This window comes from Archangium gephyra (genome assembly GCF_042230915.1).
Taxonomy (GTDB): domain Bacteria; phylum Myxococcota; class Myxococcia; order Myxococcales; family Myxococcaceae; genus Archangium; species Archangium gephyra_B.
This window is the reverse complement of record NZ_CP102578.1, coordinates 8,201,671-8,225,729: the sequence shown is the minus strand read 5'-3', so window position 1 is coordinate 8,225,729 and position 24,059 is coordinate 8,201,671. Positions and strand designations below refer to the sequence as shown.

The following is a 24,059-nucleotide window of genomic DNA, read 5'->3' as shown; positions in this document are numbered from 1 at the left end:
TGGGTGGGCAAGCAACGCCCCTCCGTCAGGGTCTTCCGGTAAGGGAGCAGGCATGCGTTCGAGCAGCCAGGCTGTGGTGACTGATATCGAGGTAATCGAGGATTTCTCGTCGAGCGCGAAGTGCGACGAGGGTTTTCTGCGAGTGCGGCGGCTGCGCTGCCAGAACCGGCGTGCGGACGGCACGGCGTCCAAGGTGTACCGGGTGGACGTGGTGGATCGGCCGCGGCTGGATGCGGTGTCGGTGCTGGTGTACCGACGCGGCGCGTCGGGGCTGGAGGTGCTGACGCGGATGAACCTGCGGCCGGCGGCGTACTTCCGGCGGGGCAAGGACATGACGGTGCCGGATGGGGCGAGCTACCTGCGGGTGGAGGAGATCGTCGCGGGGCTGCTGGAGCCGGAGGACAAGGGCGAGCAGGGCCTGCGGCACCGGGCGGCGGAGGAGGTGCTCGAGGAGGCGGGCTTCGAGGTGAAGCCGGAGGAGGTGCAGCTCCTGGGGGCGGGCTTCTTCGTGGCGCCGGGGATTCTCTCGGAGAAGATCTTCCCGGCGGCGGTGGACGTGACGGGCAAGGAGCAGGGGACGCCGAAGGGGGATGGTTCACCCCTGGAGGAGGGCTCGCACTTGCAGTGGAGGCCCATTCGCGAGTTGCTGGCGATGTGCCGGCGCGGGGAGGTGCCGGACGCGAAGACGGAGCTCTCCATCCTGCGGTTGCTGGCCGAGCAGGCGTGATTCGGGGGGGCAAGATTGTCGGGAGCGCGCCAGGCGGGTAGGGTGCCCGGCGCCATGCACGACGCTGCCCCCTCGTCCTCGTCGCCGCGGCCGGAGTATTCGCGGGCCTTCCGCCTCCGCCGCGCCCAGAACTGGCTCACCCTCGGAACCATGTACGCGGCCATGTACATGGGCCGCTACAACTTCTCCTTCGCCAACGCGACGCTGTCGCAGAAGTACGGCTGGAGCAAGGCGCAGGTGGGGGCGATCATCAGCGCGGCCACCCTCATCTACGGCCTGTCGGCCATGTTCAACGGGCCGCTGGCGGACCGCATCGGCGGCCGCAAGGCCATGCTGGTGGGCGCGGGCGGCGCGGTGGTGTTCAACCTCGCCTTCGGCCTGGGGGCGTACCTGGGCTTCCTGGGCACGGGGACGGTGCTGCTCGGCTACCTGGCCACGGTCTGGTCGCTGAACATGTACTTCCAGTCGTACTCGGCCCTGGCCCTCATCAAGGTGAACTCGGGCTGGTTCCACATCAGCGAGCGCGGCGTGTTCTCCGCCATCTTCGGCTCGATGATTCAGGGCGGCCGGGCGCTCATCTACTTCGTCGGGCCGCTGCTGGTGCTGGCGCTGCCCTGGCAGTTCGTCTTCTTCGTGCCCGCGCTGGTGATGACGACGCTGGGCCTGCTCACCTTCCTCTGGGTGCGTGACGCGCCGGACGAGGCGGGCCTGCCCGCGCTGGACACGCAGGACGCCTCCAGCGGGTACACGGGCAAGGTGGACTTCAAGTACGTGGCGAAGGTGGTCTTCACCAACCCCGTCACCCTCACCATCGCGGCGGCCGAGTTCTGCACGGGCTTCGTGCGCCACGGCTTCGAGCAGTGGTTCCCGCGCTACATGCTGGAGGCGCAGAAGCTGCCGCTGGACAGCCCCGTCTTCCAGAAGGGCGCCACGGGCGTGGTGCTCGCCGGCATCGCGGGGGCGTTCGCCGCGGGCTTCATGTCCGACCTGCTCTTCAAGGCGCGCCGGCCGCCCGTGGCCTTCATCGGCTACGTGCTCCAGGTGGGGTGCATGGCCATCATCTGGAAGGCGCCGAGCGTCGACCTGGTCATCGCCGCCTTCGTGGTGAACTCCTTCTCCATCAGCATCGTGCACTCCATGCTGTCGGGCACCGCGTCCATGGACTTCGGCGGCAAGAAGGCCGCGGCCACGGCGGCGGGCATGTTCGACGGCATGCAGTACGTCGGCGGCTCCGTGGTGGGCGTCGGCATGGGGTGGATGCTGGACCACTTCGGCTGGGGCGCGTGGGGCCCGAGCATGATCGGCTTCTCGGCCGTGGGCGCCATCCTCATGCTCACCCTGTGGAACGCCCGGCCCAAGGCGCACTCGGCCCAGGCCCCCGCAGCGGCCCAGGTCCCCGTGGCGGCCCCCGCCAGCCCGCAGGGCTCCTCCCGGACCGGCACCGAGGGCTGAGACCGCCCTTGCTTCACTCGTAGTCGACGACGAGTGAGGTGGTTTTTCATCCCACATGGAGGGTCACTCGTCGTCGACTACGAGTGAGGCCTTCCGGTGGGGCCGCCCCGCGGCAGCGTGCGCCTCCAGGCAGCGCCGGGTCCATGGACCTCCAACCAATTGCCTCGGGACCGCCAGCGTTCGTCAGCGAACCGGATGTGACCTGGGGGCCACTGTCGTGTGACAGGCGCGTAACCTAGAGTGCGGGTGTGTCCCAGGCCCCCGCCCCGCTGTTGCAGAACCGGCTCGACGTCCACGACCGGAAGCAATTCGAGATCAAGCTCGAGTACCAGCCCTCCGGGGCGGACGACGAGACGCGCTATCTCGTGGAGACGTACGTCTTCCTGCCGGCGAGCCTGAACATCGACGCGGAGACGTACCCGCGGGCGGCCTTCTACGCGGACATCCACAACTACGTGCGCTTCAAGACGCCGGTGATGACGCTCGAGGAGCTGCTGTCCTCGGACGTGGCGCCGCTGGCGCGGCTGGAGGCGGGGCTGCTCACGGGGCTCGTCAGCGAGTCGGAGCTCGTCTACCAGGCGAAGATGTTGTCCTGCATCTTCCGCGGAGCGCTGCGGCGCTTCGCCAACGGCGTGGACGAGCAGTGCGAGGGGATGGCGCGGGGCCCGTCCGAGGGCGCGTGCGCGCGGCTGGAGAGTGATGCGCGGGCGGTGACGGCCGGGGCGAGGCGGGTGCTGGAGCGCTTCCGCACGTGGGCGCGCTCGGCCAACCGCTACCGGATGCAGGAGAAGACGCGCGCCTCCATCCGCCTGGTGGACGAGTACCTGAGCCTCACGGTGGAGCAGTTCTTCCGCAAGGCCGTAGCGGACATGGACACGCTGCCGCGCTCGGGCGTGTACATCGAGCTGCGCAAGGATTTGATGGAGGAGGTGCTGCGCGAGGAGCAGTACCGCAAGGACGCGCAGCTGCGTTCGGTGATCAGCCCCACCGGTGACAACGAGGAGTACATGCACCGGTTCGGCTTCCTGAAGAAGTTCTGCATGAACATCCTCTTCCTGTCGGCGCGGCGGGCGCAGCGGCGCCAGGGCTGGGAGGAGGTGCTGTTCGCGCTGGCGGCGGGCGTGGCGATGACGTTCGCCACGGCGGTGGCCTTCTGGGCGCAGGTCCGCTACACGCAGGCGAGCCTCAACTTCTTCCTCATCATGGTGGTGGGCTACATGATGAAGGACCGCATCAAGGAGGGGATGCGCCGCATCTTCAGCCAGGTGGCGGCGCGGCACCTCTTCGACCGGACGGCCCACATCGTGGACCCGGTGACGGAGCGGAGCCTGGGCACGTGCGAGGAGAAGGTGGACTACGGCCGCGCGGTGCGGGTGCCCGAGGAGGTGATGGCGTTGCGCTTCCGGGACGACTTCATCACCGCGACCCAGGGCGAGCTGTCCGAGACGGTGCTGCGCTACCAGAAGCAGGTGGTGCTGGACGTGGACCTGCTGCCGCGCACCGAGCAGGGCGTGAGTGGAATCACGGACATCATCCGGCTGAACGTGGAGCGCTTCCTGCGCGACATGGACGAACCCGAGTACGCGCTGGAGTACGTGGACCTGGAGGACTTCTCGGTGGGGCGGGTGCGCGGGGCCAAGAGCTACCAGGTGGACCTGGCCTTCCGCTTCTTCGTCCAGGAGGCCGGGCAGGAGAAGGTGTCCCTGCAGCTGGTGCGGCTGGTGATGGACCGCAACGGCATCAAACGGATGCTGCGGCTCTACCCGGAGCAGCCCCCCCGGCCCGAGCAGCCCATGCGCTCGGCCGCCTGAGTGGCCGAATTCCGCGCTGTCCGGGCGCCGGGTGCCCTATAGAAAGGGCCATGGCTTCCGACCTCAAGACCCGTGTCCGGGAGGGCTGGCAGGAGACACTGCGCGGCATCCTGGAGCAGGCGCGCTCGCTCGGCTCCCAGGCCGTGCTCGCCTTCGACCTGGATTCCACCCTCTTCGACAACCGCCCGCGGCAGGCGCGCATCCTCCGGGAGTTCGGCAAGGCCCGGGCGGTGGAGAAGCTGGGGGCCTGCGAGCCGCACCACTGGGAGAGCGGCTTCGACATGCGGGGCGCCATGCGCAACTGCGGCCTGTCGGCGGAGGAGGCGGAAGGCCACTTCGAGGCGGCCCGGAGCTTCTGGCTGGAGCGCTTCTTCACCAGCGAGTACTGCGTGGACGACGTGGCCATCCAGGGGGCCGCGGCCTTCACCCACGCGGTGGTGGCCACCGGGGCGCACCTGGCCTACGTCACCGGCCGCCACGAGGGCATGCGGGCGGGCACCGTGGACTGCATGCGCCGCAACGGCCTGGCCGTCCCCGGGGAGGGGCGGGTCCACCTGCTGATGAAGCCGGCCATGGAGGACAACGACGACGCCTTCAAGCGCACCGCCCATGCCCAGCTGGGGGAATTGGGGACGCTGATCGCCGCCTTCGACAACGAGCCCACCCACGCCAACGACTACCTGCTCCGCTTCCCGGAGGCCAAGGTCGTCCACCTGGCGACCGACCATTCGGGCCGGAAGGTGGTCCTCCTCGACGAAATCGTCTCGGTGCCGCACTTCTCCCACGAGCCGTGACGCAATGCGCCTAAAGGGTGGGCCGCAGGACGGCTCGTCCGGGAGGTGCACAAAAGCGCTTTGGCAGTCCCATGTCCGCGCGCTATGAGGCGCACGGCGTCTGCCGTCCCCTCTTTCCGGGACGGCCTCAATGTTCGGAGGCTTGGCGGTGGCCAGCAAGTACTCGAAGGACCTGCTGTTGACGATGTACCGGAAGATGTACCTGATGCGCCGCTTCGAGGAGCGGACGGGCCAGCAGTACGGCCTCGGGAAGATCGCCGGTTTCTGCCACCTGTACATCGGCCAGGAGGCCGTGGCGGCGGGTGTCGAGGAAGCCATCCGTCCGGATGACTACATGCTGTCGGGTTACCGCGACCACGCCCAGCCGCTGGCGCGTGGCTCGGACCCGGGCATGGTCATGGCGGAGCTCTTCGGCCGCACCGGCGGCTACAGCAAGGGCAAGGGTGGCTCGATGCACATCTTCGACATCGAGAACCACTACTACGGCGGCTACGGCATCGTCGGTGCGCAGATTGGCCTGGCCGCGGGCATGGCCTTCGCCAGCCGCTACCGCAACGAGGACCGCATCACCGTGTGCTACTTCGGTGACGCTGCGGCCAACCAGGGCATCTTCCACGAGACGCTCAACATGGCCGTCAAGTGGAAGCTGCCGGTGCTCTACATCTGCGAGAACAACCGCTACGGCATGGGCACGGCCATCGCGCGCGTGGCGGCGGTGCCGGAGATCCACAAGCGGGGCGAGGGCTACGGCATGCGCCACGAGGCCGTGGACGGCATGGACGTGCTGAAGATGTACGAGGCGGTGAAGGACGCGGCCGCGTACATCCGCGCGGGCAACGGCCCGGTGCTGATGGAGGCCAACACCTACCGCTTCCGCGGCCACTCCATGGCCGACCCTTCCACCTACCGCACCAAGCAGGAGGTGGAGGACGAGCGCAAGAACGACCCCATTCCTCGCCTGAAGGAGTACGCCCTCAAGCAGAAGCTGGCGAAGGAGGAGGAGTTCGACGCCATCGAGGAAGAGGTGAAGGCGCAGGTGGACGCGGCGGTGAAGTTCGCCGATGAGTCGCCCGAGCCGGACCTGGCCGAGCTGTGGAAGGACACCATCGTGGAGGAGGGCGAGGAGGACGTGCGCCCCCGCGAGCGCGTGCTGGGCCAGAAGGTGACGAAGTGGCCGAAGTACCCGTCGGGCCAGGAGCTGAAGGTGACCTGGGATCTCGAGCCGCGCGAGCAGGCCGAGAAGGCGGACAAGGCCGCGGGCCTCAAGCGCTAGTGCTCTTCCACTGACCACTGATTACGGATTTCGCATTCGGAGCCAACAATGGCCGAGTTGATGTACCGCGAGGCGCTGAACCAGGCGCTCGCCGAGGAGATGGAGCGCGACGCCAACGTGTTCCTCATTGGTGAGGAAGTGGGTCGCTACCAGGGCGCCTTCAAGGTGTCCCAGGGACTGCTGGACAAGTTCGGGAGCGCGCGCATCATCGACGCGCCCATCTCCGAGCTGGGTTTCGCCGGCCTGGGTGTCGGCGCCGCCATGGTGGGCCTGCGCCCGGTGGTGGAGATGATGACCTGGAACTTCGCCATCCTGGCGATGGATCAGATCGTCAACAGCGCGGCGAAGCTGCGCCACATGTCGGGCGGCCAGCTGCGCTGCCCCATCGTGGTCCGTGGCCCGGGTGGCGCGGGCGGCCGGCTCTCCAGCCAGCATAGCCAGGCGCTCGAGGCCAACTACGCCCACTTCCCGGGCCTGAAGGTCATTGCCCCGGCCACGCCGGCGGACGCCAAGGGCCTGCTCAAGGCCGCCATCCGCGATGACAACCCCGTCATGATGTTCGAGGGCGAGCGCCTCTACTCCCTCAAGGGCGAGGTGCCCGAGGGCGAGCACATCGTCCCCATCGGCAAGGCGGACGTGAAGCGCGAGGGCAAGGACGTCAGCATCATCACCTGGTCGCGCATGTACTACTTCTGCGAGGAGGCCGCGAAGCAGCTGGAGGCCGAGGGCATCTCCGCGGAGATCCTCGACCTGCGCACGCTGCGGCCGCTGGACGAGGAGGCCATCCTCGCCACCGTGCGCAAGACGAACCGCGCCGTCATCGTCGAGGAAGGGTGGCCCCTGGCCGGTGTGGGGGCGTCGGTGGTGGACATCATCCAGTCCAAGGCTTTCGATGACCTGGACGCTCCCGTCGTGCGCGTGACCGGCCTCGACGTGAACATGTCCTACGCGGCGAACCTGGAGAACGCGATCCAGCCGGACGCGCCCAAGATCATCGCGGCCGTGAAGAAGGTCCTCTACCGCGAGGGAGCCTGAGAACCGTATGGCAACGCCCATCCAGATGCCCTCCCTCTCTCCGACGATGAAGGAGGGCAAGATCGTCAAGTGGCTCAAGAAGGAGGGCGACAAGGTCTCCTCCGGCGAGGCGATCGCCGAGTGCGAGACCGACAAGTCGAACCTCGAGATTGAGGCCTATGACGACGGGTATCTCCTGAAGATCGTCGTCCCCGAGGGGGAGATGGCCACCGTGGGTGCGCCCATCGCCTTCCTCGGTGCCAAGGGCGAGAAGGTGGACGCCGGTGGAGGAGCCAAGGCCGCCGCGCCCGCCGCTCCGAAGGCCGAGGCCGCCAAGCCCGCCGCCGCTCCGGCTCCCGCCGCGCAGCCCGCCGCCGCCTCCGGTGGAGGCGAGGGCATCCCCGTGGTGATGCCCGCGCTCTCTCCGACGATGACGGAGGGCAAGCTCGTCAAGTGGCTGAAGAAGGAGGGGGACAAGGTCTCCTCCGGCCAGGCCATCGCCGAGGTGGAGACGGACAAGTCCAACCTCGAGGTGGAGGCCTACGACGACGGCGTGCTCGCCCGCATCGTGGTGCAGGAGGGCCAGATGGCCAAGGTGGGCGCGCCCATCGCGTTCCTGGCCGGGAAGGGTGGCGCCAAGGTCGCCGCTCCCGCTCAGGCTCCGGCGCCCGCCGCTGCTCCGAAGGCCGAGGCTCCCAAGGCCGCCGCGCCCGCCCAGGCTCCGGCTCCCGCCCAGAAGGCCGCCGCTCCGGTGTCCACGCCGGGAGGCCGGCTGCGCGCCAGCCCGCTGGCGAAGCGCATGGCCCGCGATCGCGGTCTGGATCTCTCCCAGGTCCAGGGCTCCGGTCCGCACGGCCGCATCGTGAAGAGCGACATCGAGAAGGCGCTCACCCAGGCTCCCGCAGCGGCCGCCGCCAAGGCTCCCGCCGCCGCGGCTGCTGCCCCGGGCGTGCGTCCCGAGCCGAAGGCGGTGCCCGTCACCACCATGCGCAAGGTCATCAGCCAGCGCATGGCCGAGGTGAAGCCGGGTGTTCCGCACTTCTACCTCTCGGTGGACGTGGAGATGGACGCCGCGCTGAAGATCCGCGAGGAGGCCAAGGCACTCGAGTCCAAGGTCTCCGTCAACGACATCATCGTGAAGGCGTCGGCGATGGCGCTGCGCCGCTACCCGAAGATGAACGTGTCGCTGCACGGTGACACCATCCTGCACTTCGAGACGGTGGACGTCGGCATCGCGGTGGCCATCGAGGACGGCCTCATCACCCCGATCATCCGCGACGCGGACAAGAAGGGGCTGTCGGCCATCTCCGCCGAGGCGCGCGACCTGGCCGAGCGGGCCCGCAAGCGTGGCCTCAAGCCGCACGAGTACACGGGCGGCTCGCTGACGGTGTCCAACCTGGGCATGTACGGCATCGACTCGTTCATCGCCGTCATCAACCCGCCCCAGGCGGCCATCCTCGCGGTGGGCTCCGTCTCGGACAAGGTGGTGGTGCGCGACGGGCAGATGGTGGTCCGCAAGCTGATGACGGTGACGCTCTCGGGCGACCACCGCGTCATCGACGGGGCCATCGGCGCCGAGTACCTCCGGGAGCTCAAGGCGCTGCTTGAGCACCCGATGCGGCTGCTGTTCTAGCCGCTCCCGCCCCGGCGGGCCGCCTGCACGCGCGGCCCGCCCGGGGTTTCCGGCCCGTCACTCGCGGGTCGGCTCCTTCTCGTCGTGCATCTCGTGCTCCAGCTTGCGCTGGGCCTCGGTGACGCTGGCCTGCTCGGCGCGCTGGGTGCCCGTGGGCAGCTCGTTCTCGTGCTCCTCGGAGCGGCCCTTGATGCCGGGCCAGGGCTCCGGGTGGGTCGCCTGCACGTGATCGATGTGCTCGGCGTAGTGGGGGTCCTTTTTGTCCGCCATCTCGTGTCTCCTCGGGTTGTGGGAGTCCCGCCATACGGTGGGGGCGGAGGTGGGAGACGGCCATGGTGGGTCCGATTCCGCACGGCCCGCTCCCCCGCCTGCTGGGGAAGGCTCGAAAAGGGCGCGCAACTCTTTCGTGAGCTGCTTAACTTCTGGCCAATGAGTGATGACGACACGAGACGCACCCGGCTGGAGGAGGGGATGAGGGAACTGGAGACGCGCATGGGGGGACCCGCGCCGCTGGCCCAGCCCCTTCACCAGGCCCTGCTCGGGGCCGTGTTCCCCCTGTCCGTGGACCAGCTGGTCCTGCTGGCCCGGGAGAACGAGGCGCCCTCGCTCATCGTCTCCCTGTTGGGCAACCTGCCAGGGCGGCGCTTCGAGTCCCTGGAGGCCGTGGAGCAGGCGCTGGAGTCCCAGGCGGCTCCAGGCGAGGAGGCCGCCGAGGCCTCGGCTGCTCCCATGCCCTCGCGTTGAGCGTTCCAAGTGCGCTCCAGGTGCGCTGTCCTGCGAGCGGGTAGGGGTGGGCTTGACGCCGAGCATGCCGGGGTTGCCGGTGCGTGCGGGTCTCTCATCTGCTCAAACACGGCCCATCGGGTTTTGCGCGTGACGTGGTATCTCTTGGGGCGTGGGCGCAGTGGGTAGGCAGGGTGGGAGTGGGGTGGTGGGCCTGGCCCGGAGAGGAATTCCATGAACCCGTCTGACCTGCCCGCCGTCCTCTATGTCGACGACGACGCGCTCAACCTGAGGGTGTTCGAGGCGAACTTCGGCTCGAAGTTCCGCATCTTCCGCTGCTCGACGCCGGCCGAGGCGTTGACGCTGCTGGAGCAGAAGCGCAACGAGATCGGCGTCATCCTGTCGGACCAGCGCATGCCGCAGATGACGGGCGTGGAGCTGCTGGAGCGTGCGCGCACGCTGGCGCCGGATGCCAAGCGCATGCTCGTCACGGCCTACTCGGACATGCAGGCCGTCATCGACGCGGTGAACCGCGGCCAGGTGAGCCGCTATTTCGTCAAGCCGTGGGACCGGGCCGAGGTGCTGGCCGCGCTCGAGGACGGGCTGAAGATCGCCCGGCTGGAGCTGCGCATCCGCGAGGTGGAAGGGCGGATGATGAAGGCCGAGCGTCTGGCCACGCTGGGCCAGGTGACGGCCGGCATCGCGCACGAGCTGATGGGCCCGGTGGGCTACCTGTCGCAGAACGTGTCCTCGCTGCGGCGGGATCTCGAGTGCGTGGTGCAGTACGCCTCCAAGCACCTGGCGACGGATGCCTCGCCCGAGGTGGCGAGCGTGCTGGAGGATCTGCCGTCGCTGCTGCAGGACCTGGCCACGGGCGCGGACCACCTGCGCGGGGTGGCGCTGGGCCTGAGGGCGCAGGCGCGCGGCGAGGACATGGAGGTCTCGGCGGATGTGGCCGAGGTGGTGTCCTTCGCGGTGAAGCTGGCGCGCGCCGAGGTGCGTGACCGGGCCCGCATCACCACCATGGGCGAGCCGGTGAAGGTGTCGTTCGGCCCGGTGAAGCTGACCCAGGTGCTGCTCAACCTCATCGTCAACGCGGCGCAGGCCATGGAGGGCACGGGCCGGCCGGGCCGCATCGAGGTGCGCTGGACGTCGCGCGAGCAGAACGTGCTGCTCACCGTGGCGGACAACGGCTGCGGCATCTCGCAGGAGCTGCAGGAGAAGGTCTTCCAGCCGCTCTTCACCACCAAGCCGGTGGGCATCGGCACGGGCCTGGGCCTGTCCATCTGCAAGGAGCTGGTGACGCAGGCGGGCGGTGGCGTGCGGCTCTCGTCGAAGCAGGGCGAGGGCACCGAGGTGGAGCTCACGCTCCAGCGAGTCCAGCTCCCCTGAGTCCGAAGGCGTTGTGCAGCAGGCGCCACACGCGCAGGAGCGCTGCCTGCTCGTGGGCGCCGATGTGCTCCACCAGCACCTCGCGCCGCGTCTCCGCCTCGTCCTTCGCGTCCTTGCCGCCGGGGCGCCACACCACCACCAGGGCGTAGCGTCCGGGGGCCCGCTCCACCACGTCCACCGAGGTCACCTCGTCGAAGGGCACCCATTCGGCCCGGGTGGCCCCTGGCGCCCACCGCAGCCGCTCCAGGCGGAGCCGCTCGGTGGGGAAGTGCAGCACGAAGCGGCGCCGGCCGAGCTGGCCCTCCAGCTGGAGCGCGAAGCCCACCAGCGCCACCGCCACCATGCCCAGCGCCAGCGGCACGGAGGCCACCGCCCCGTCGCCGCCCAGCAGCACCCCCACCACCGCTCCCGCTGAGCACAGGGCCGCCAGCACGAGGCAGGCGCCCGGGAGCTGCCGCCGCAGGAAGGAGGGTGGGAGGGACTCGCCCAACAGGCGTCCCGGCTCGTACCGCAGCCGTACGTCTCCCAGCCGCCGCGGGGCGGGGTTCTCCTCCAGCGCTTCCGTGAAGCTCGCCACGGTCCTCAGCATAGCCTCACATGGCGTTGCTCGAACTCTGAGGCGAGCTGTGCGATTCTCAAACGCATGGACCTCCCCTTCGAGACGGACGAGGGCGGCGGGGGTGAGGAGGGTGGGGGTACCCTCGCCTCGACCGTGCTGGTGGTGGACGACGAGCCCGTGGTGCGCGACGTGTGCGCCCGGTTGCTGTCGCGTGAGCCGGACCTGGTGGTGAGTCTGGCCGAGGATGCCGAGGAGGCGCTGGAGCTGCTGCGCGCCCAGCGCTTCGACGTGCTCATCACCGACAAGAACCTGCCGGGCATGGGCGGCGTGGAGCTCATCTCCGAGGCGCGCGCCCTGCAGCCGGCGCTGGAGGCGGTGATGATCACCGGCTACTCCAGCTCCGAGTCGGTGATCGCCGCCTTCGCGGCGGGCGCGAGCGACTACATCCTCAAGCCCTTCGAGGACCTGCGGCTGGTGCGGGCCAAGGTGCGTGCCGCGCTGGAGCGCCGCTCCGAGCGGGTGAAGGGCCGTGAGCTGGCGCGGCGCGTGGCCCGGGAGGCGTCCGAGCTGCTGCAGGCCGGTGGGCAGGCCTCGCCCGAGGCCCGGGAGCAGCTGGAGACGCAGCTGCGTGCCTACGAGCAGGCGAGCCGGGTGGCCGCCGGCGGGCAGGTGGCGGTGGTGGGCAGCCCGGATGCGCTCCAGACCCTGCTGGACGAGGGGCTGGAGGCCGTGGCGCTGCCTCCGGACTCGCCGGCGCTGATGGGCGCGGCCGTGGTGGTGCTGGAGACGGGCTCGTCGCACTGGTGGGAGATCGCCGAGCGCCTCCAGTCGGCCACGCCGGACGTGGTGCTGTTGGCGGGCCCCCACGCGGACCTGGCGGACCTGCTGGACGCCATCACCCTGCGCCTGGAGCTGGTGGGCTTTGGCACTGCCTCGCCGCTGTCGCTGCCGGAGCGGGTGCGCATGCTGCTGATGCGCCGCAGCCTGCAGCGCTCCCAGGCGAGCCTGGCCTCGGCCCTGGCCACCTTCCGCGCCAGCCTGCGCGGGTAGCCTCGAGCGGGGTGGGCCGGTGCGCTCCGGCCCGCGCGAGCCCGCAAAAGCGAAGCGCCCGCTTCTCGGAAGAGAGAAGCGGGCGCCTCAGTGACCCTGCCGGGATTCGAACCCGAGTTTGTGCCGTGAGAGGGCACCGTCCTAACCGCTAGACGACAGGGCCGTGCTACCAGCCTTCTACTGCGTGCTGCGTGTGACCCTGCCGGGATTCGAACCCGAGTTTGTGCCGTGAGAGGGCACCGTCCTAACCGCTAGACGACAGGGCCGGTATTACAACGACCGGGTACGACGAGCTGGGGAACTAGGATTCGAACCTAGATAAGCAGAGTCAGAGTCTGCTGTCCTGCCGTTAGACGATTCCCCAAGGACTGCCTGCTGCGTGCTGCCGAAGTGCTGTCTGACTACCGCAACCGCTTTGCCGCTGCAACTTCCTTTTTCGAACCGGCCGGCTACCGCGACTTCTTCCCGGACTTCGGTTCCGACTTCTTCGCGGGCTTGGCCGGAGCCGGCGCCGCCTGCAGCGGAACGACGTAGATACGGACCTCGTCGTTCGCCTCGTAAATGTTCAATCCCTCGAAGTTTCTTCCCGAAGGATTGACGATGTGGACGGCCTTCACGCCCGGCTGGTTGACCACCGACCTTCGAGGGAAGGCGCTCGCTGGATAGACCGACTTGTAATACTCCAGCGTCTTCTCGAAATCGTGGGGTGCCCGGTACCGAAGCTCGCCCACCTTCTGCGAGCCATCGGGGATCTGGGCCCCATTCACCACCTCCGCCGCCGCCACCGACACCCAGAGCGCCGCTACCGCCGCCCCGAGCGGGCGCGCCTTATAGAAAAGGCCCTTCAGGCTGTCAAGCGCTCGTGTCATGGGAGCGGAAGGATAGGGCCCACGGGCGGAGGTGTCCACCCCAACCTGTGGGCCCGTTCGAAGGGTTACGGACGGGCCAGCGCCGCGTCCAGGCGGTGGAGCGTCTCGTCCCGCCCCAGCAGCTCGAGCGTCTCGCCGATGCCCGGGCTCACCGTGCCGCCCGTGGCCGCCACGCGCACCGGCTGGGCCACCTTGCCCATGCCCACCCCGGCGCTCTCGCTCACCTTCTTCACCACCTCGTCCAGCGCGGCGGCGCTCCACTGCGGCAGCGCGGCCACCTGCTCGCGCACCTGGGTGAGCAGCGGCTTGGACTCGGCCGTGAGGTGCTTGGCCGCGGCCTTCTCGTCCAGCGCCACGCCGTGCTGGAAGTACTTGAGGGCCATGTCCGCCATCTCCTGCAGCGTCTTGGCGCGCTCGCGGAAGGCCATCACCACGCGCTCCAGCCGCGGGTCTCCCGCCTTCACCTGCACGTCCCGGGCGGCGAGGAAGTCCACCAGTTGCTCGGCCACCACCGCGGGGGGCATCAGCTTGAGCCACTGCTGGTTGAGCCACATCAGCTTGTCCGGGCTCCACACGCCGGAGGTGGTGCCCACGTGGTCGAAGTCGAACCACTCCACCATCTGCTCGCGCGAGATGACCTCGTCGTTGCCGTGGCTCCAGCCCAGACGGATGACGTAGTTGCTCAGCGCCTCGGGCAGCACGCCGTTGCGCTTGTGCAGCATCACGTCCGCCTCGGGGTGCTTGCGCTTGGAGAGCTTCTCGCGGTCCGGCCCGAGGATGAGCGGGAAGTGGGCGAACTCGGGCGGCTTCCACCCGAAGGCCTGGTAGAGCATCAGCTGCGGGAAGGTGGAGTTGACGTGCTCCTGCCCGCGCCCCACCAGGGTGATGTCCATGGTGCGGTCGTCGATGACGCAGCCGTAGTTGTAGAGGGGGATGCCGTCCGCGCGCATCATCACCCAGTCATCCAGGTCCGAGTACTGCTTGGTGATGGGCCCGAGCACCTTGTCGTCGAACGTCACCTGGCCCTCGCCCTCCGGCATCCGGAAGCGGATGACGGCGGTGCGGCCCTCGGGGATGTCCTTGCGGTCGCGGCACGTGCCCTCGTACTTGTAGGTGCCCGGCTTGCCCGTGGCCTTCTCCACCGCGGCCCGGCGCGCGTCGATCTCCTCGCGGGTGCAATAGCAGCGGTACGCCTTGCCCTCGGCGATGAGCTGGTCCGCGTACTTCTTGTAGAGCTCCAGGCGCTGCGTCTGGAAGTAGGGCGCCACGGGGCCCTCCTTGCCCGGACCCTCGTCCCAGTCGATGCCCAGCCAGGTGAGGCCGTCGAGGATGGCCTTCACGGACTCCGGGGTGGAGCGCTCCTGGTCCGTGTCCTCGATGCGCAGGATGAAGACGCCGCCGTAGCGCTTGGCGTAGAGGTAGTTGAACAGGGCAGTACGGGCACCACCGATGTGGAGATATCCAGTCGGAGACGGTGCGAAGCGGACGCGAGGAACAGGAGCCATATCGAAGGGGCGCGGATAGCAGGGACGGGCTTGGGTGGTCAACGAGCGGCCGGGGTTGTCCGACTTCCGTGCCCGCGGCCCGGCCAATGCATTAGACTGCCGCGCATCGAGGGCTCTTGCATGAAACTTCACACCGCGCACCGCGCGCTCCTGCCGTTCGTCCTACTGCTCTCCCTGGCGGCGAGCGCCACCACGATGCTGCGGGCGGACCTGCCGGAGCTCGCCCAGACGTCCGATGCCATCGTTCACGGCACCGTGCGCCGAGTGGAAAGCCGGTGGAGCGGGGATGGCCGCCGCATCGTCACCGATGTGGAAATCCAGGTCACCGAGGCCCTCAAGGGACAGGCCCAGGTAGGGCAGGCGGGCGGCACGGTGCTCGTCACCCAGCCCGGTGGGCGGGTAGGCGACATCGGGCAGCGGGTGAGCGGCCTGGCCGCCTTTGCCCCTGGGGAGGAGGTCGTGGTCTTCCTGGAGCGCCGCGGCAAGCAGGCCTTCCGCGTGTCGGGCATGGCCCAGGGCAAGTACCAGGTGCAGCGCACCGAGGGCGGCAAGAGCGCCATGGCCGTGCCGGAGCCCACCGGTGACGTGCTCCTGCTGGATCCGGACACGCGGCAGCCCACCGCCTCCTCGCTGCGCTCCCTGTCCCTGACGGAGCTCAAGGCGGCCATCCGCACCGCGCTCGAGCAGCAGCAGCCTCCCGTCCGCGCCCAGGAGAAGCGGCCGTGATCGCCGCCTCGCTCCTGGTCGCGCTCGCCCTCGGGCAGAGCGATCCCTTCGTCCGCAGCCGCGTGAATCCGGTCGCGGACGCCCATTGCCTCTTCTGGACGGTGCCCACCATCCCCTGGCAGCTCAGCAGCGTGGGCAACCCGAACACCAGCACGGAGGACCAGAAGCAGCGCGAGTTCGAGGCCATCCGCCGCTCCTTCCTGAGCTGGCAGCAGATCTTCGACTCCTGCGGCAACCTCCGCTTCGCCGAGGGCTCCCTCGTGGACGACCGCGAGGTGGGCTACGAGCTGAATGGCGACGACAACCGCAACCTCGTCCTCTTCCGCTCCCGGAACTGCGAGGAGCTCGTGCCCGAGGACAACAAGTGCTGGGACGCGGACACCTGCGGCAACGACTTCGACTGCTGGGACGGCGACCCGCAGACCATCGCCCTCACGCTCACCACCTACGACGAGAAGTCCGGCATCATCTACGACTCGGACATCCAGCTGAACGCGAACGGCTTCGTCTTCACCACCGTGGACAGCCCGCCCTATCCCGTCTGCCCCCGGCCCATCAGCTCCAACCCCGGCAACTGCGTGGCCACCGACGTGCAGAACACCATGACGCACGAGATCGGCCACCTCATCGGCCTGGATCACACCCGGGCGCTCGGCTCCGTCATGAACCCGAGCGCGCCGCAGGGCGAGGTGTCCAAGCGCACCATCGACGAGGGCTCGGCCGACTTCGTGTGCAAGACGTACCCGAAGGGCCAGGCCAGCCAGAGCTGTGTCACCCCCTCGCTGGAGCGCAGTGGGAACGTGGCCGTCCTGGGCCCGCATGTCGGGTGCTCGAGCGCCGGTGCCGGGGTGTGGTGGCCCGCGATGGCGGGTTGGGCCCTGCTCGCGTGGCGCCGCCGTAGGGGAGCCGCCCGTTCATGATGCGCCCCCTTCCGTGGCTCGCCCTCGCGGCGCTCGTCCTCGGTGCTCCCGGGGCGGAGGCCCAGGTGTACCGGCGCACCCTGGTGCCCGGCCGGCCCTTCTGTGTCGTCTGGCCCGTGCGGGACTACGTGTACCGGGTGGACGCCGCCGGCAGCCTCCGCACGCCGGGGGACTCCGAGTTCGCCGCCCTCGACGCCGCGTTCTCCTCCTGGCGCGCGGTGTCCGGCACCTGCAGCGACTTCACCTTCACCCGCGGCCCGGACATCCAGCATCCCCGCGTCGGGTACGTGCGCGACAGCCAGGACAACGAGAACGTCATCACCTTCCGCGAGGTGGACTGCAACGACATCGTCCCGCCCGAGGATCCGTGCCTCGAGGATGACACCTGCGCCAACACCTACGCCTGCTGGGACCACGGCGGCGCCGTCATCGGGCTGACCACCACCACCTTCAGCTTCCGCACCGCGTACATCCTCGACGCCGACGTCGAGTTCAACGCGAGCACAAACGGCAGGGGCTTCCTCTTCACCACCGTCGATTCGCCCCTGTGCGACGGGGAGCAGTCCACGGACTGTGTCGTCACGGACGTGCAGAACACGGCGACGCACGAGTTCGGCCACGTGGTGGGGTTGGACCATGTGTCCGAGATCGGCTCCACCATGGAGGCCACCGCGCCGCCGGGGGAGACCCACAAGCGCATCATCGACGCGGGCAGCGCCGCGGGCTTCTGCGAGGCCTACCCCCGGGGCCTGCCGCCCACCCAGTGCGGCGAGCGGCCCGACCTCGGCCGCCACTTCCAGGCGGTGTCGCAAGGCCCGGGCATGGGGTGCGGCGCGGCGCCCGAGGCCCTCTTCCCCGTGGCCTCGCTGCTGGGACTCCTGGCACTCGGCCGGAGGAGGCAGCGGCCGGCCGGGCGTGGCCGGGCGGCCTTCCGCTCCCGGAGTGATTAAAGAAGGGGGGCCCATGGCCATCGCCTTCTTCGACCTGGACAAGACGCTGCTCGCGGTGAACTCGGGTTCCCTGTGGATCCGCCGCGAGCTCGCCCTGGGGCACATCACCCGGGTGCAGGCGATCCGGGCCACCCTGTGGCTCGCCCGCTACCACATGGGCTTCGTCTCCATGCAGGACGCGCTGGTACAGGCCATCTCCCACCTCCAGGGCACCGGCGAGCAGCCCATCCGCGAGCGCACCGTCCGCTTCTACGAGGAGCTGGTCCGCTCGCAGTACCGGCCCGGCGCCCTGCGTGCCGTGGAGGAGCACCGCTCGGCCGGGGACAGGCTCGTCCTGCTCACCTCGTCCTCCGGCTACATGGCCGAGCTGGTGGCCCGGGACCTGGGCCTCGACGCCGTGCTCTGCAATCGCTTCGAGGTGGATGCCGCCGGCATCTACACCGGCCGGCCCCTGGGCCAGGTGTGCTTCGGCGAGGGCAAGCGCTCCTACGCCCAGGCCTGTGCCTCCGAGGCCGGTGTCCCGCTGTCCGCGTGCGCCTTCTATACGGACTCGTACTCGGACCTGCCGGTGATGGAGGTGGTGGGCCGCCCCGTGGCCGTCCACCCGGATCGCCGCCTGCGCCGCGAGGCCCTGCGGCGCGGCTGGCCCGTGGTGGACTGGGGCGCTCCCGAGGGGGCCCGTGCCGTGGCCCTCGACTTCCCCTCACAGTGAGAGAGCACGGACCCGGGCACCCTCACCCCGTCCCTCTCCCGGAGGGAGAGGGGAGAGTGGGGCAGGGGAGAGGCGTGTGACGCGGAGGGGGCGTGTGAGGCGGAAGCTCAGCCGCGGCGGCGCGGCGCCACCACCCGGATGTTGAAGACGTAGTCCACCGCCACCGCCTTGCCCTGCAGCTGGATGGGCTTGTAGACGCGCGAGGTCAGCGACTGCACCACCGCCTCGTTCATGTGCGGCAGGCCCTTGATGACCCGGCAGTTCTCCACCTGGCCCTTCTGGGTGATGGTGCACTTCACCACCATCGTCCCCTCCACCCGGGCCATCAGCGCCTCGCGCGTGTAGACGATGTCCTTGCCCTGCACCTGCACCGGGCGCGGCATGCCCTCCTGGAAGGGCACCGGTCCATCTCCCGTCGGCGCGACACCCTTGGCCAGTGCCAGCACCGGCACCGCCAGGCCGCCCGTCCCACCGGGCGCCGCCGCCGTCTTGTCCGCCTGCTTCGGCGCCGACGCGGGCAGGGGCGCCGGAGGCGGATCCGACTCCAGCATCACCGGCGCGGACATGGAGCCCATGGCCGTCACCGTCGAGCGGTCGCCCGCGCTGCCCGAGGCCTGCTCCACTTGGCTCCTCGAGGCGGACGCCACGTTGCGGCTGGAGCCCCCGCGCGCACGCTGCAGCTTCTGGGCGAACACCACCTCACCCGAGCCACCGGTGATGACCGTCTCGGACTGGTAGCCGTCCAGCGAGAAGGTGAACTCGGCGGTGACCGTGTCCTGGCCCTTCTCCTTGGGAACCTCCAGAAGCAGCGGCGTCGTGCCGCGCTCCTCGCCCTTGTAGACGACGCGCGCGCCCGTGGGCTGGCTCATCAGCCGGAAGCGCACCACCTGGTCCGCCGCCTTCTCGGCCGGCTCGGCCACCGGCGCCGCCGCTACCGGCGCCTCCTTGGGCTCCGAGCGCGAGAAGACTCCCGAGGACAGCACCAGGCCGCCGGCGAGCACCACGGCGATGCCTCCACCCACCAGCCCGCCCAGCAGCAGCGTGCGCCGCCGCGTCTTCTGCATGTCCGGCGGCACCACCACGCTGATGTCCACCGCGAGCGTGTTGTTCTCCGCCGAGTCCCCGGTGATCCCCGCGAAGAGCGGCGTCTTGTGCGGACCCGTGGTGTTCTGCCCGCCCGGACGCTTGAAGATGCCGCTGTGGCCGCCCGCGGACATGTTCGCCCCGCGCATCGCCTCCAGCAGCTCCTCCATCGTCTGGAAGCGCCGCGCCGGCTCCTTCTCCAGGCACTTGCGCACCAGCGACTCGATCTCCGGCGGCACCTGCACGTCCGGCCGCACCGAGCTGAACGCCGGTGGCAGCTCCTTGTGGTGGGCGAAGATGAGCTCGATGTGATCCTTGGAGACGAACGGCGGCCGCCCCACCAGCATCTGGTAGAGCATCACGCCCAGCGAGTACACGTCGCTGCGGATGTCCGCCTCGTTGCGCGCCTGCTCCGGCGCCATGTACGCCGGCGAGCCCAGGAAGGTGCCGCTCTGGGTGATCTCCGGGTTGGGCGCGTCGTCCGAGGCGGAGATCGACTTCACCAGCCCGAAGTCCAGCACCTTCACGAGATCCTGATCGGACTCGTTGAGCACCATGATGTTGGCCGGCTTCAAGTCCCGGTGCACCACGCCCAGGTTGTGGGCCTCGCGTAGCGAGCGGCAGATCTGCTGGGCGATGCTCAGCGCGCGCGCCCAGGGCAGCGGCCCCGTCTCCGCCAGCACCTGGCCGAGCGTCCGCCCCTCCAGGTACTCCATGGCGATGTAGTAGATGCCGTCGTCCGTCTGCCCGTAGTCGATCACCGTCACCGTGTTGGGGTGGCGGAGCTTGGAGGACAGCGAGGCCTCGCGCAGGAAGCGCTTCTGGAAGCCCGGATCCTTGCTGGTGGGGAAGTTGGGGTTGAGCACCTTGAGCGCGACCATGCGATCCAACGGGGTCTGCTGGGCCCGGTAGACCCGGCCCATGCCTCCCACGCCGATCGGCTCGATGATGCTGAAGCGCCCATTGAGGGTACGCCCGATGAGGGGATCCGAGCCATTATCGCCCGGTCCCTGCGAGTCGCCCTGCGAGTCGCCGGTCACCATTTTGTCTCTGCTCCCCCGGTCTGGGCCTGGGTCGGAACCATCCGCACGGCCACCCATGAAACCACATCTCCCGGAAACACGCGACCTATCGAGAGGGGTGCTTGCCCGGTCTGCCTGGCGAGCAGCCGGATGTGCCGCCCGCATTGACGGGTCCCGCAATGTCGGACTACCGTCCAATCCTCTTCCCGCAGGTGTACCCAAGCGGGCTCGCGATGGTCGATTCCCCTTCGATGACAGCGGCTGAAGCCCAGGCGAGGCGTGCGTCGGTGCAGAAGCGCCTGGCGCAGGTGGAAGAGGAGATCGTCCGGCTGCGGCGCGAGCTGGCCACGCTCGGCGTGGATCAGCGCCTCCCCGGCCTCTACCTCACGGTGGAGGTGGCCGGCACCACCGCCCTGCTGCCCGTGGAGGCGGTGATGGAGGTGGTGCGGCTGGTGGCCATCGAGCCGCTGCCGGCGGCGCTCCCCCATGTGCGCGGCACCATGCTCTACCGGGGCACGCCCGCGGTGGTGGTGGACCTGGCGGCCCTGCTCGGGGTGCGCCGGGAGCCGGATCTGGACGCCCACCTGGTCATCTGTGGGGGCGCCCGCACGGTGGCCGTCCTCGTGGATAGGGTGAGGGATCTCGTCGAGTCTCCGGTGCTGGTGGAGGGCTCCGTCTCCAGCGAGTCCACCCATGCCTGGGATGGGACGGGGTTGATGGCGGGCCTGTGCCGGACCCCCGAGGGCATCCGCCCGCTGTTGAAGGCCTCCGCGATCCTGGCCGTTCCGGAGGGGGCGTGAAGGAGCCGGTGCGCGTGGAGCGCCTCGACGAGGCGACGCTGGGCGGGCTGGAGTCCGTGCTGCGCATCGCGTGCGGCATGGTGCTGGCCCCCAGTGTGCGTCCCTCGTTGGGCACCGCCCTCACGCGCGCCGCCGAGTCCCAGGGCCTGCCCACCGCCGACTTCCTCCAGCGGCTGCTGGCGCGCGACACCGCGGCGGTGGAGGCCTTCATCGGCTACGCCGTCATCGGCGAGACGTACTTCTTCCGCCACCCGGAGCAGCTGCGCGAGCTGGCGCGCATGGCCACCGCCCACCGCGACACCTTCCTGGTGTGGAGCGCCGGGTGCGCCAGCGGCGAGGAGCCCTACAGCCTCGCCATGACGCTGCTGGCGGCGGGCCTGCCCCCCGAGTCCATCCGCGTGGTGGGCACGGACGTGTCCGGCCGGGCCCTGGAGCGGGCGCGCCAGGGCACCTACTCCCCCTGGTCCGTGCGGCGCATGGAGCCCGAGCTGGAGAAGCGCTTCCTCTCCATCCGCCCCGAGGCCGTCAGCGTGCCCCCCGAGGTGCGTGCCCGGGTGGAGTTCCGCCGGCACAACCTGGTGACGGATCCGCCGCCCGTGTCCGGCGCCCAGGCCGTCTTCTGCCGCAACGTCCTCATCTACTTCCCCCCGGAGGTCATCCCCGTGGTGCTGGAGCGGCTCGTCCGGGCGCTCGCCCCCGGCGGCTGGCTCTTCCTCGCCCCCGCCGAGCTGCCCTTCGCCAAGGGCATGGGTCTGGAGGAGCTCGAGGTGGACGGGATGCCCGTGTTGCGCAAGCCCGTCCCCGGCGAGAAGCCCCCGCCGAAGGCCACCCGTGCCGCGCCCCTCCGGGTCCTCGCCCGGGCCCCCACCAGCCCGCTGCGGCGGGTGCAGACTCCCTCCCGGGCCTCCCCGGCCTCCGAGGCCCCGGCTCCCGCGGCCCCCTCCGTGGCGCAGTCCGTCCGGGCGGGCCAGGCGCTCACGCCTCCTCCGGTTCCCCCGGCGGGCGGCCCGGTGGCTGGCACGCTGGAGCAGGCCGTGGCCGCGGCACGGGCCGGACAGTTCGACCTGGCCGAGGAGCTCGCCCGCCTGGCCGCCCGGGAGCTGTCTCCCGAGGCCTACCTGCTGCTGGCCATGGTGGCCGAAGGGCGGGAGGACGTGCAGGGGGCCGTGGCCGCGGTGCGCAAGGCGCTCTATCTGGAGCCTCAACTGGCCATCGGTCATGCGATGCTGGTGGCCTTGTATGGACGGCTGGGTCAACCCGAGGAGGCGGAGCGGGCCCGCCGCAACGCGCTTCGGGCGCTGGAAGGACTGGATGACGAACACGTGCTGCGCGGAGTGGAGGCGATGACGGTGGGTGGGCTGCGGCGCGCGCTCGTTCCGGGCGTGAGGATCGGAAAGTCGGGTGCGCGATGAACATGAAGCCTCCTGAGATCCAACGGCTGGACATGCGCCGGCTCAGCCTGAGGACCAAGATCGTCGCCATCACGGGCCTCGCGGGCGCGCTGGTGACGGGCCTGCTCGTGGGCGTCTTCTCGCTGCAGATGCGCGACTCGCTCAAGGTGGAGTTCGCCAAGCGCGCCGCGGCGGCGAGCCAGGAGCTGGCCCACCACCTGGGCACCTCCACCTGGTCGCGCGACGAGGAGGGCCTGCGGCAGGCCACGGCCATCACCCTGCGCAGCAACCCGGACATGGCGTACGTGGTGGTGCGCGACCGCAAGGGCGACATCCTCGGCCACGCCGAGGTGCAGCGCCTGGTGAGCCCGGCGATGCTGCCGGCCCTGCCCCCGCAGGCTCCCGCCCGGCGCGAGCTGTCCGTGGGCAAGCGGCCGGTGCTGGAGACGTCCGCCCCCATCTACTTCGAGCCGCGGGGCCCCCGGAGCGATGGAACCGCCTCGCAGGAGGCGCTCGTGGGCTCGGTGCAGGTGGGCCTGGAGCTGGACGTGCTGGAGCAGACCGTGCAGGACATGGCCCTGCGAGGCCTGGGCCTGGGCCTGCTGGCGCTCGCCGTCTGCCTCCTGGGCGTGGCCGCGGTGTGCCGCGTGCTCATCGTCCCCCTGGAGCGCCTGGCGCGCGCGGCGGCCGGCATGGCCTCCGGAGACCTGCGGCAGCAGATCGACGCCGGTGGCAGCGACGAGGTGGGGGACCTGGCGCGCAGCATCGCCACCATGGCGGAGATGCTGAGCAACCTCCTCAAGGATCTGCGCGGCGCGGCGGCGGACATGGAGCGCGAGGCCACCAACGTGCTGGCCACCTCCTCGCAGCAGTCCGCCATGGCCAACGAGCAGGCCTCCGCCATCCACGAGACGGGCGCCACGGTGGCGGAGATCGCCCAGACGTCCAAGCAGGCCACCTCCTTCGCGGACACCGTCATCAGCGGCACCAGCCGCTCGGACGCCCTGGGCGCCGATGGCCAGAAGGTCGTCGACGAGAGCGTGCTGGCCATGGAGAAGCTCAGCGAGCAGGTGAAGGCCATCGCCCTGGCCATCACCGACCTCAACGAGCAGACGCTCCAGATTGGCGACATCATCACCACCGTGAAGGACGTGGCCGAGCAGTCCAACCTGCTCGCGCTCAACGCCTCCATCGAGGCGGCCAAGGCGGGAGATCAGGGCCGCGGCTTCGCGGTGGTGGCCATGGAGATGCGCACCCTGGCCGAGCAGTCGAAGATGGCCGCCAACCAAGTGCGCGCCCTGCTGGGCGAGGTGCAGAAGGGCACCCGCGCCGCCGTGACGGCCACCGAGGAGGGCAGCCGCCGCGCCCTGGCCGCCATGGAGCTGGCCCAGAGCGCCGGTGCCGCCATCAAGGGCCTGTCCGACGTCATCCGCGACTCCTCGGGCGCCGCCCGGCAGATCGCCGGCAACACCCGGCAGCAGACCATCGGCGTGGAGCAGATCGCCGCGGCGATGAACGAGCTGACCATCGCCATGCAGGACAACGTCGAGGGGACCAAGCGCATCGAGCAGGTGGCGGGTAATCTCTCCAATCTTTCCAAACGCTTCTCCGACCTCGTCGGGAAGTACCAGCTATGACCGGGGGCGTGTTCGT

22 protein-coding genes and 3 tRNA genes are annotated in these 24,059 nt (G+C 69.9%); 17 read left to right on the top strand and 8 right to left on the bottom strand.

Features of this window, described 5'->3' with window-relative positions; all coding sequences use genetic code 11:
• Positions 1–52 precede the first annotated feature (52 nt).
• The 7 genes from NR798_RS32150 to NR798_RS32120 all read left to right on the top strand — a co-directional run bounded on the left by NR798_RS32150 (position 53) and on the right by NR798_RS32120 (position 8,704).
• Positions 53–727 (top strand): NUDIX hydrolase, encoded by a 675-nt coding sequence (locus tag NR798_RS32150; protein ID WP_375766344.1) that lies wholly within the window; start codon positions 53–55, stop codon positions 725–727.
• 54 nt (positions 728–781) lie between these two features.
• Complete coding sequence (locus NR798_RS32145) at positions 782–2,179, top strand: MFS transporter (protein ID WP_375766343.1); 1,398 nt, start codon at positions 782–784, stop codon at positions 2,177–2,179.
• 248 nt (positions 2,180–2,427) lie between these two features.
• A complete protein-coding gene (locus NR798_RS32140) occupies positions 2,428–3,990 on the top strand; it encodes a hypothetical protein (protein WP_375766342.1) in 1,563 nt (520 codons plus the stop codon).
• 50 nt (positions 3,991–4,040) lie between these two features.
• Positions 4,041–4,784 carry a hypothetical protein gene (locus NR798_RS32135; RefSeq protein ID WP_375766341.1) on the top strand — a complete coding sequence of 248 codons (744 nt, stop codon included), beginning with the start codon at positions 4,041–4,043 and terminating at the stop codon, positions 4,782–4,784.
• Between the two features lie 148 nt (positions 4,785–4,932).
• Positions 4,933–6,057, top strand: coding sequence for a pyruvate dehydrogenase (acetyl-transferring) E1 component subunit alpha (gene pdhA, locus NR798_RS32130; RefSeq protein ID WP_375773851.1), 1,125 nt, complete (start codon positions 4,933–4,935; stop codon positions 6,055–6,057).
• Positions 6,058–6,105: 48 nt separating this feature from the next.
• The gene (locus tag NR798_RS32125; protein WP_375766340.1) at positions 6,106–7,092 is read left to right on the top strand and encodes a pyruvate dehydrogenase complex E1 component subunit beta; all 987 of its coding nucleotides are present in this window, start codon (positions 6,106–6,108) and stop codon (positions 7,090–7,092) included.
• Between the two features lie 7 nt (positions 7,093–7,099).
• A complete protein-coding gene (locus NR798_RS32120) occupies positions 7,100–8,704 on the top strand; it encodes a pyruvate dehydrogenase complex dihydrolipoamide acetyltransferase (RefSeq protein WP_375766339.1) in 1,605 nt (534 codons plus the stop codon).
• Positions 8,705–8,761: 57 nt separating this feature from the next.
• On the opposite strand, the gene NR798_RS32115 is transcribed toward NR798_RS32120, so the two are convergent.
• Positions 8,762–8,974, bottom strand: coding sequence for a hypothetical protein (locus tag NR798_RS32115; protein ID WP_375766338.1), 213 nt, complete (start codon positions 8,972–8,974; stop codon positions 8,762–8,764).
• 201 nt (positions 8,975–9,175) lie between these two features.
• Between NR798_RS32115 and NR798_RS32110 the strand changes: the two genes are divergently transcribed.
• Positions 9,176–9,448 (top strand): DUF2795 domain-containing protein, encoded by a 273-nt coding sequence (locus NR798_RS32110; RefSeq protein WP_375766337.1) that lies wholly within the window; start codon positions 9,176–9,178, stop codon positions 9,446–9,448.
• A gap of 213 nt (positions 9,449–9,661) precedes the next feature.
• A complete protein-coding gene (locus NR798_RS32105; RefSeq protein WP_375766336.1) occupies positions 9,662–10,819 on the top strand; it encodes a sensor histidine kinase in 1,158 nt (385 codons plus the stop codon).
• Here the strand turns inward: NR798_RS32105 and NR798_RS32100 are convergent.
• The gene (locus NR798_RS32100) at positions 10,791–11,408 is read right to left on the bottom strand and encodes a hypothetical protein (RefSeq protein ID WP_375766335.1); all 618 of its coding nucleotides are present in this window, start codon (positions 11,406–11,408) and stop codon (positions 10,791–10,793) included. The two genes, NR798_RS32105 and NR798_RS32100, sit on opposite strands and share 29 nt — an antisense overlap.
• Before the next feature lie 54 nt (positions 11,409–11,462).
• On the opposite strand from NR798_RS32100, the gene NR798_RS32095 reads away from it, so the two are divergent.
• Positions 11,463–12,428: a response regulator transcription factor gene (locus NR798_RS32095; protein WP_375766334.1), complete on the top strand. Its 966-nt coding sequence runs from the start codon at positions 11,463–11,465 to the stop codon at positions 12,426–12,428.
• A gap of 91 nt (positions 12,429–12,519) precedes the next feature.
• Here NR798_RS32095 and NR798_RS32090 read toward each other — a convergent pair.
• The 5 genes from NR798_RS32090 to gltX all read right to left on the bottom strand — a co-directional run bounded on the left by NR798_RS32090 (position 12,520) and on the right by gltX (position 14,802).
• Positions 12,520–12,591, bottom strand: a tRNA-Glu gene (locus NR798_RS32090).
• 31 nt (positions 12,592–12,622) lie between these two features.
• Positions 12,623–12,694 (bottom strand) — tRNA-Glu (locus tag NR798_RS32085).
• A 27-nt stretch (positions 12,695–12,721) separates the two neighbouring features.
• Positions 12,722–12,792, bottom strand: a tRNA-Gln gene (locus NR798_RS32080).
• A gap of 85 nt (positions 12,793–12,877) precedes the next feature.
• Positions 12,878–13,297 carry a hypothetical protein gene (locus NR798_RS32075; protein WP_375766333.1) on the bottom strand — a complete coding sequence of 140 codons (420 nt, stop codon included), beginning with the start codon at positions 13,295–13,297 and terminating at the stop codon, positions 12,878–12,880.
• A gap of 65 nt (positions 13,298–13,362) precedes the next feature.
• Entirely contained in the window at positions 13,363–14,802 is a 1,440-nt protein-coding gene (gltX, locus tag NR798_RS32070; protein WP_375766332.1) for a glutamate--tRNA ligase, read from the bottom strand.
• A 120-nt stretch (positions 14,803–14,922) separates the two neighbouring features.
• Here gltX and NR798_RS32065 point away from each other — a divergent pair, with 120 nt between their 5' ends.
• Genes NR798_RS32065 through NR798_RS32050 form a run of 4 tightly spaced genes read left to right on the top strand, consistent with a single transcriptional unit; the run spans position 14,923 to position 18,110 of the window.
• Entirely contained in the window at positions 14,923–15,528 is a 606-nt protein-coding gene (locus NR798_RS32065; RefSeq protein ID WP_375766331.1) for a hypothetical protein, read from the top strand.
• Positions 15,525–16,448 (top strand): myxosortase-dependent metalloprotease, MXAN_2677/MXAN_2678 family, encoded by a 924-nt coding sequence (locus tag NR798_RS32060; RefSeq protein ID WP_375766330.1) that lies wholly within the window; start codon positions 15,525–15,527, stop codon positions 16,446–16,448. The genes NR798_RS32065 and NR798_RS32060 overlap by 4 nt, the downstream gene beginning before the upstream one ends.
• The gene (locus NR798_RS32055; RefSeq protein WP_375766329.1) at positions 16,445–17,398 is read left to right on the top strand and encodes a myxosortase-dependent metalloprotease, MXAN_2677/MXAN_2678 family; all 954 of its coding nucleotides are present in this window, start codon (positions 16,445–16,447) and stop codon (positions 17,396–17,398) included. Before NR798_RS32060 ends, NR798_RS32055 begins: the two co-directional genes overlap by 4 nt.
• A gap of 13 nt (positions 17,399–17,411) precedes the next feature.
• Complete coding sequence (locus NR798_RS32050; RefSeq protein WP_375766328.1) at positions 17,412–18,110, top strand: HAD family hydrolase; 699 nt, start codon at positions 17,412–17,414, stop codon at positions 18,108–18,110.
• 107 nt (positions 18,111–18,217) lie between these two features.
• On the opposite strand, the gene NR798_RS32045 is transcribed toward NR798_RS32050, so the two are convergent.
• Entirely contained in the window at positions 18,218–20,236 is a 2,019-nt protein-coding gene (locus NR798_RS32045) for a TonB family protein (protein WP_375766327.1), read from the bottom strand.
• A gap of 212 nt (positions 20,237–20,448) precedes the next feature.
• Here NR798_RS32045 and NR798_RS32040 point away from each other — a divergent pair, with 212 nt between their 5' ends.
• From NR798_RS32040 to NR798_RS32030, 3 genes are read left to right on the top strand one after another with little or no spacing between them, the layout of a single operon-like run.
• Positions 20,449–21,015 carry a chemotaxis protein CheW gene (locus NR798_RS32040; RefSeq protein ID WP_375766326.1) on the top strand — a complete coding sequence of 189 codons (567 nt, stop codon included), beginning with the start codon at positions 20,449–20,451 and terminating at the stop codon, positions 21,013–21,015.
• Positions 21,012–22,427 carry a CheR family methyltransferase gene (locus tag NR798_RS32035; RefSeq protein ID WP_375766325.1) on the top strand — a complete coding sequence of 472 codons (1,416 nt, stop codon included), beginning with the start codon at positions 21,012–21,014 and terminating at the stop codon, positions 22,425–22,427. Before NR798_RS32040 ends, NR798_RS32035 begins: the two co-directional genes overlap by 4 nt.
• Positions 22,428–22,429: 2 nt before the next feature.
• The gene (locus NR798_RS32030) at positions 22,430–24,043 is read left to right on the top strand and encodes a methyl-accepting chemotaxis protein (protein ID WP_375766324.1); all 1,614 of its coding nucleotides are present in this window, start codon (positions 22,430–22,432) and stop codon (positions 24,041–24,043) included.
• The last annotated feature ends 16 nt before the right edge of the window (positions 24,044–24,059 follow it).

Bases quoted from the DNA above. Each gene is read 5' to 3' on its own strand.
- NR798_RS32055 (WP_375766329.1), top strand. From the start codon at position 16,445: ATGATGCGCCCCCTTCCGTGGCTCGCCCTCGCGGCGCTCGTCCTCGGT.
- NR798_RS32095 (WP_375766334.1), top strand. From the start codon at position 11,463: ATGGACCTCCCCTTCGAGACGGACGAGGGCGGCGGGGGTGAGGAGGGT.
- NR798_RS32120 (WP_375766339.1), top strand. From the start codon at position 7,100: ATGGCAACGCCCATCCAGATGCCCTCCCTCTCTCCGACGATGAAGGAG.
- NR798_RS32075 (WP_375766333.1), bottom strand. From the start codon at position 13,297: ATGACACGAGCGCTTGACAGCCTGAAGGGCCTTTTCTATAAGGCGCGC.
- gltX (WP_375766332.1), bottom strand. From the start codon at position 14,802: ATGGCTCCTGTTCCTCGCGTCCGCTTCGCACCGTCTCCGACTGGATAT.
- NR798_RS32100 (WP_375766335.1), bottom strand. From the start codon at position 11,408: ATGCTGAGGACCGTGGCGAGCTTCACGGAAGCGCTGGAGGAGAACCCC.
- NR798_RS32045 (WP_375766327.1), bottom strand. From the start codon at position 20,236: ATGGTGACCGGCGACTCGCAGGGCGACTCGCAGGGACCGGGCGATAAT.
- NR798_RS32065 (WP_375766331.1), top strand. From the start codon at position 14,923: ATGAAACTTCACACCGCGCACCGCGCGCTCCTGCCGTTCGTCCTACTG.
- NR798_RS32125 (WP_375766340.1), top strand. From the start codon at position 6,106: ATGGCCGAGTTGATGTACCGCGAGGCGCTGAACCAGGCGCTCGCCGAG.
- NR798_RS32040 (WP_375766326.1), top strand. From the start codon at position 20,449: ATGGTCGATTCCCCTTCGATGACAGCGGCTGAAGCCCAGGCGAGGCGT.
- NR798_RS32030 (WP_375766324.1), top strand. From the start codon at position 22,430: ATGAAGCCTCCTGAGATCCAACGGCTGGACATGCGCCGGCTCAGCCTG.
- NR798_RS32110 (WP_375766337.1), top strand. From the start codon at position 9,176: ATGAGGGAACTGGAGACGCGCATGGGGGGACCCGCGCCGCTGGCCCAG.
- NR798_RS32135 (WP_375766341.1), top strand. From the start codon at position 4,041: ATGGCTTCCGACCTCAAGACCCGTGTCCGGGAGGGCTGGCAGGAGACA.
- NR798_RS32105 (WP_375766336.1), top strand. From the start codon at position 9,662: ATGAACCCGTCTGACCTGCCCGCCGTCCTCTATGTCGACGACGACGCG.
- NR798_RS32115 (WP_375766338.1), bottom strand. From the start codon at position 8,974: ATGGCGGACAAAAAGGACCCCCACTACGCCGAGCACATCGATCACGTG.
- NR798_RS32145 (WP_375766343.1), top strand. From the start codon at position 782: ATGCACGACGCTGCCCCCTCGTCCTCGTCGCCGCGGCCGGAGTATTCG.
- NR798_RS32050 (WP_375766328.1), top strand. From the start codon at position 17,412: ATGGCCATCGCCTTCTTCGACCTGGACAAGACGCTGCTCGCGGTGAAC.
- NR798_RS32150 (WP_375766344.1), top strand. From the start codon at position 53: ATGCGTTCGAGCAGCCAGGCTGTGGTGACTGATATCGAGGTAATCGAG.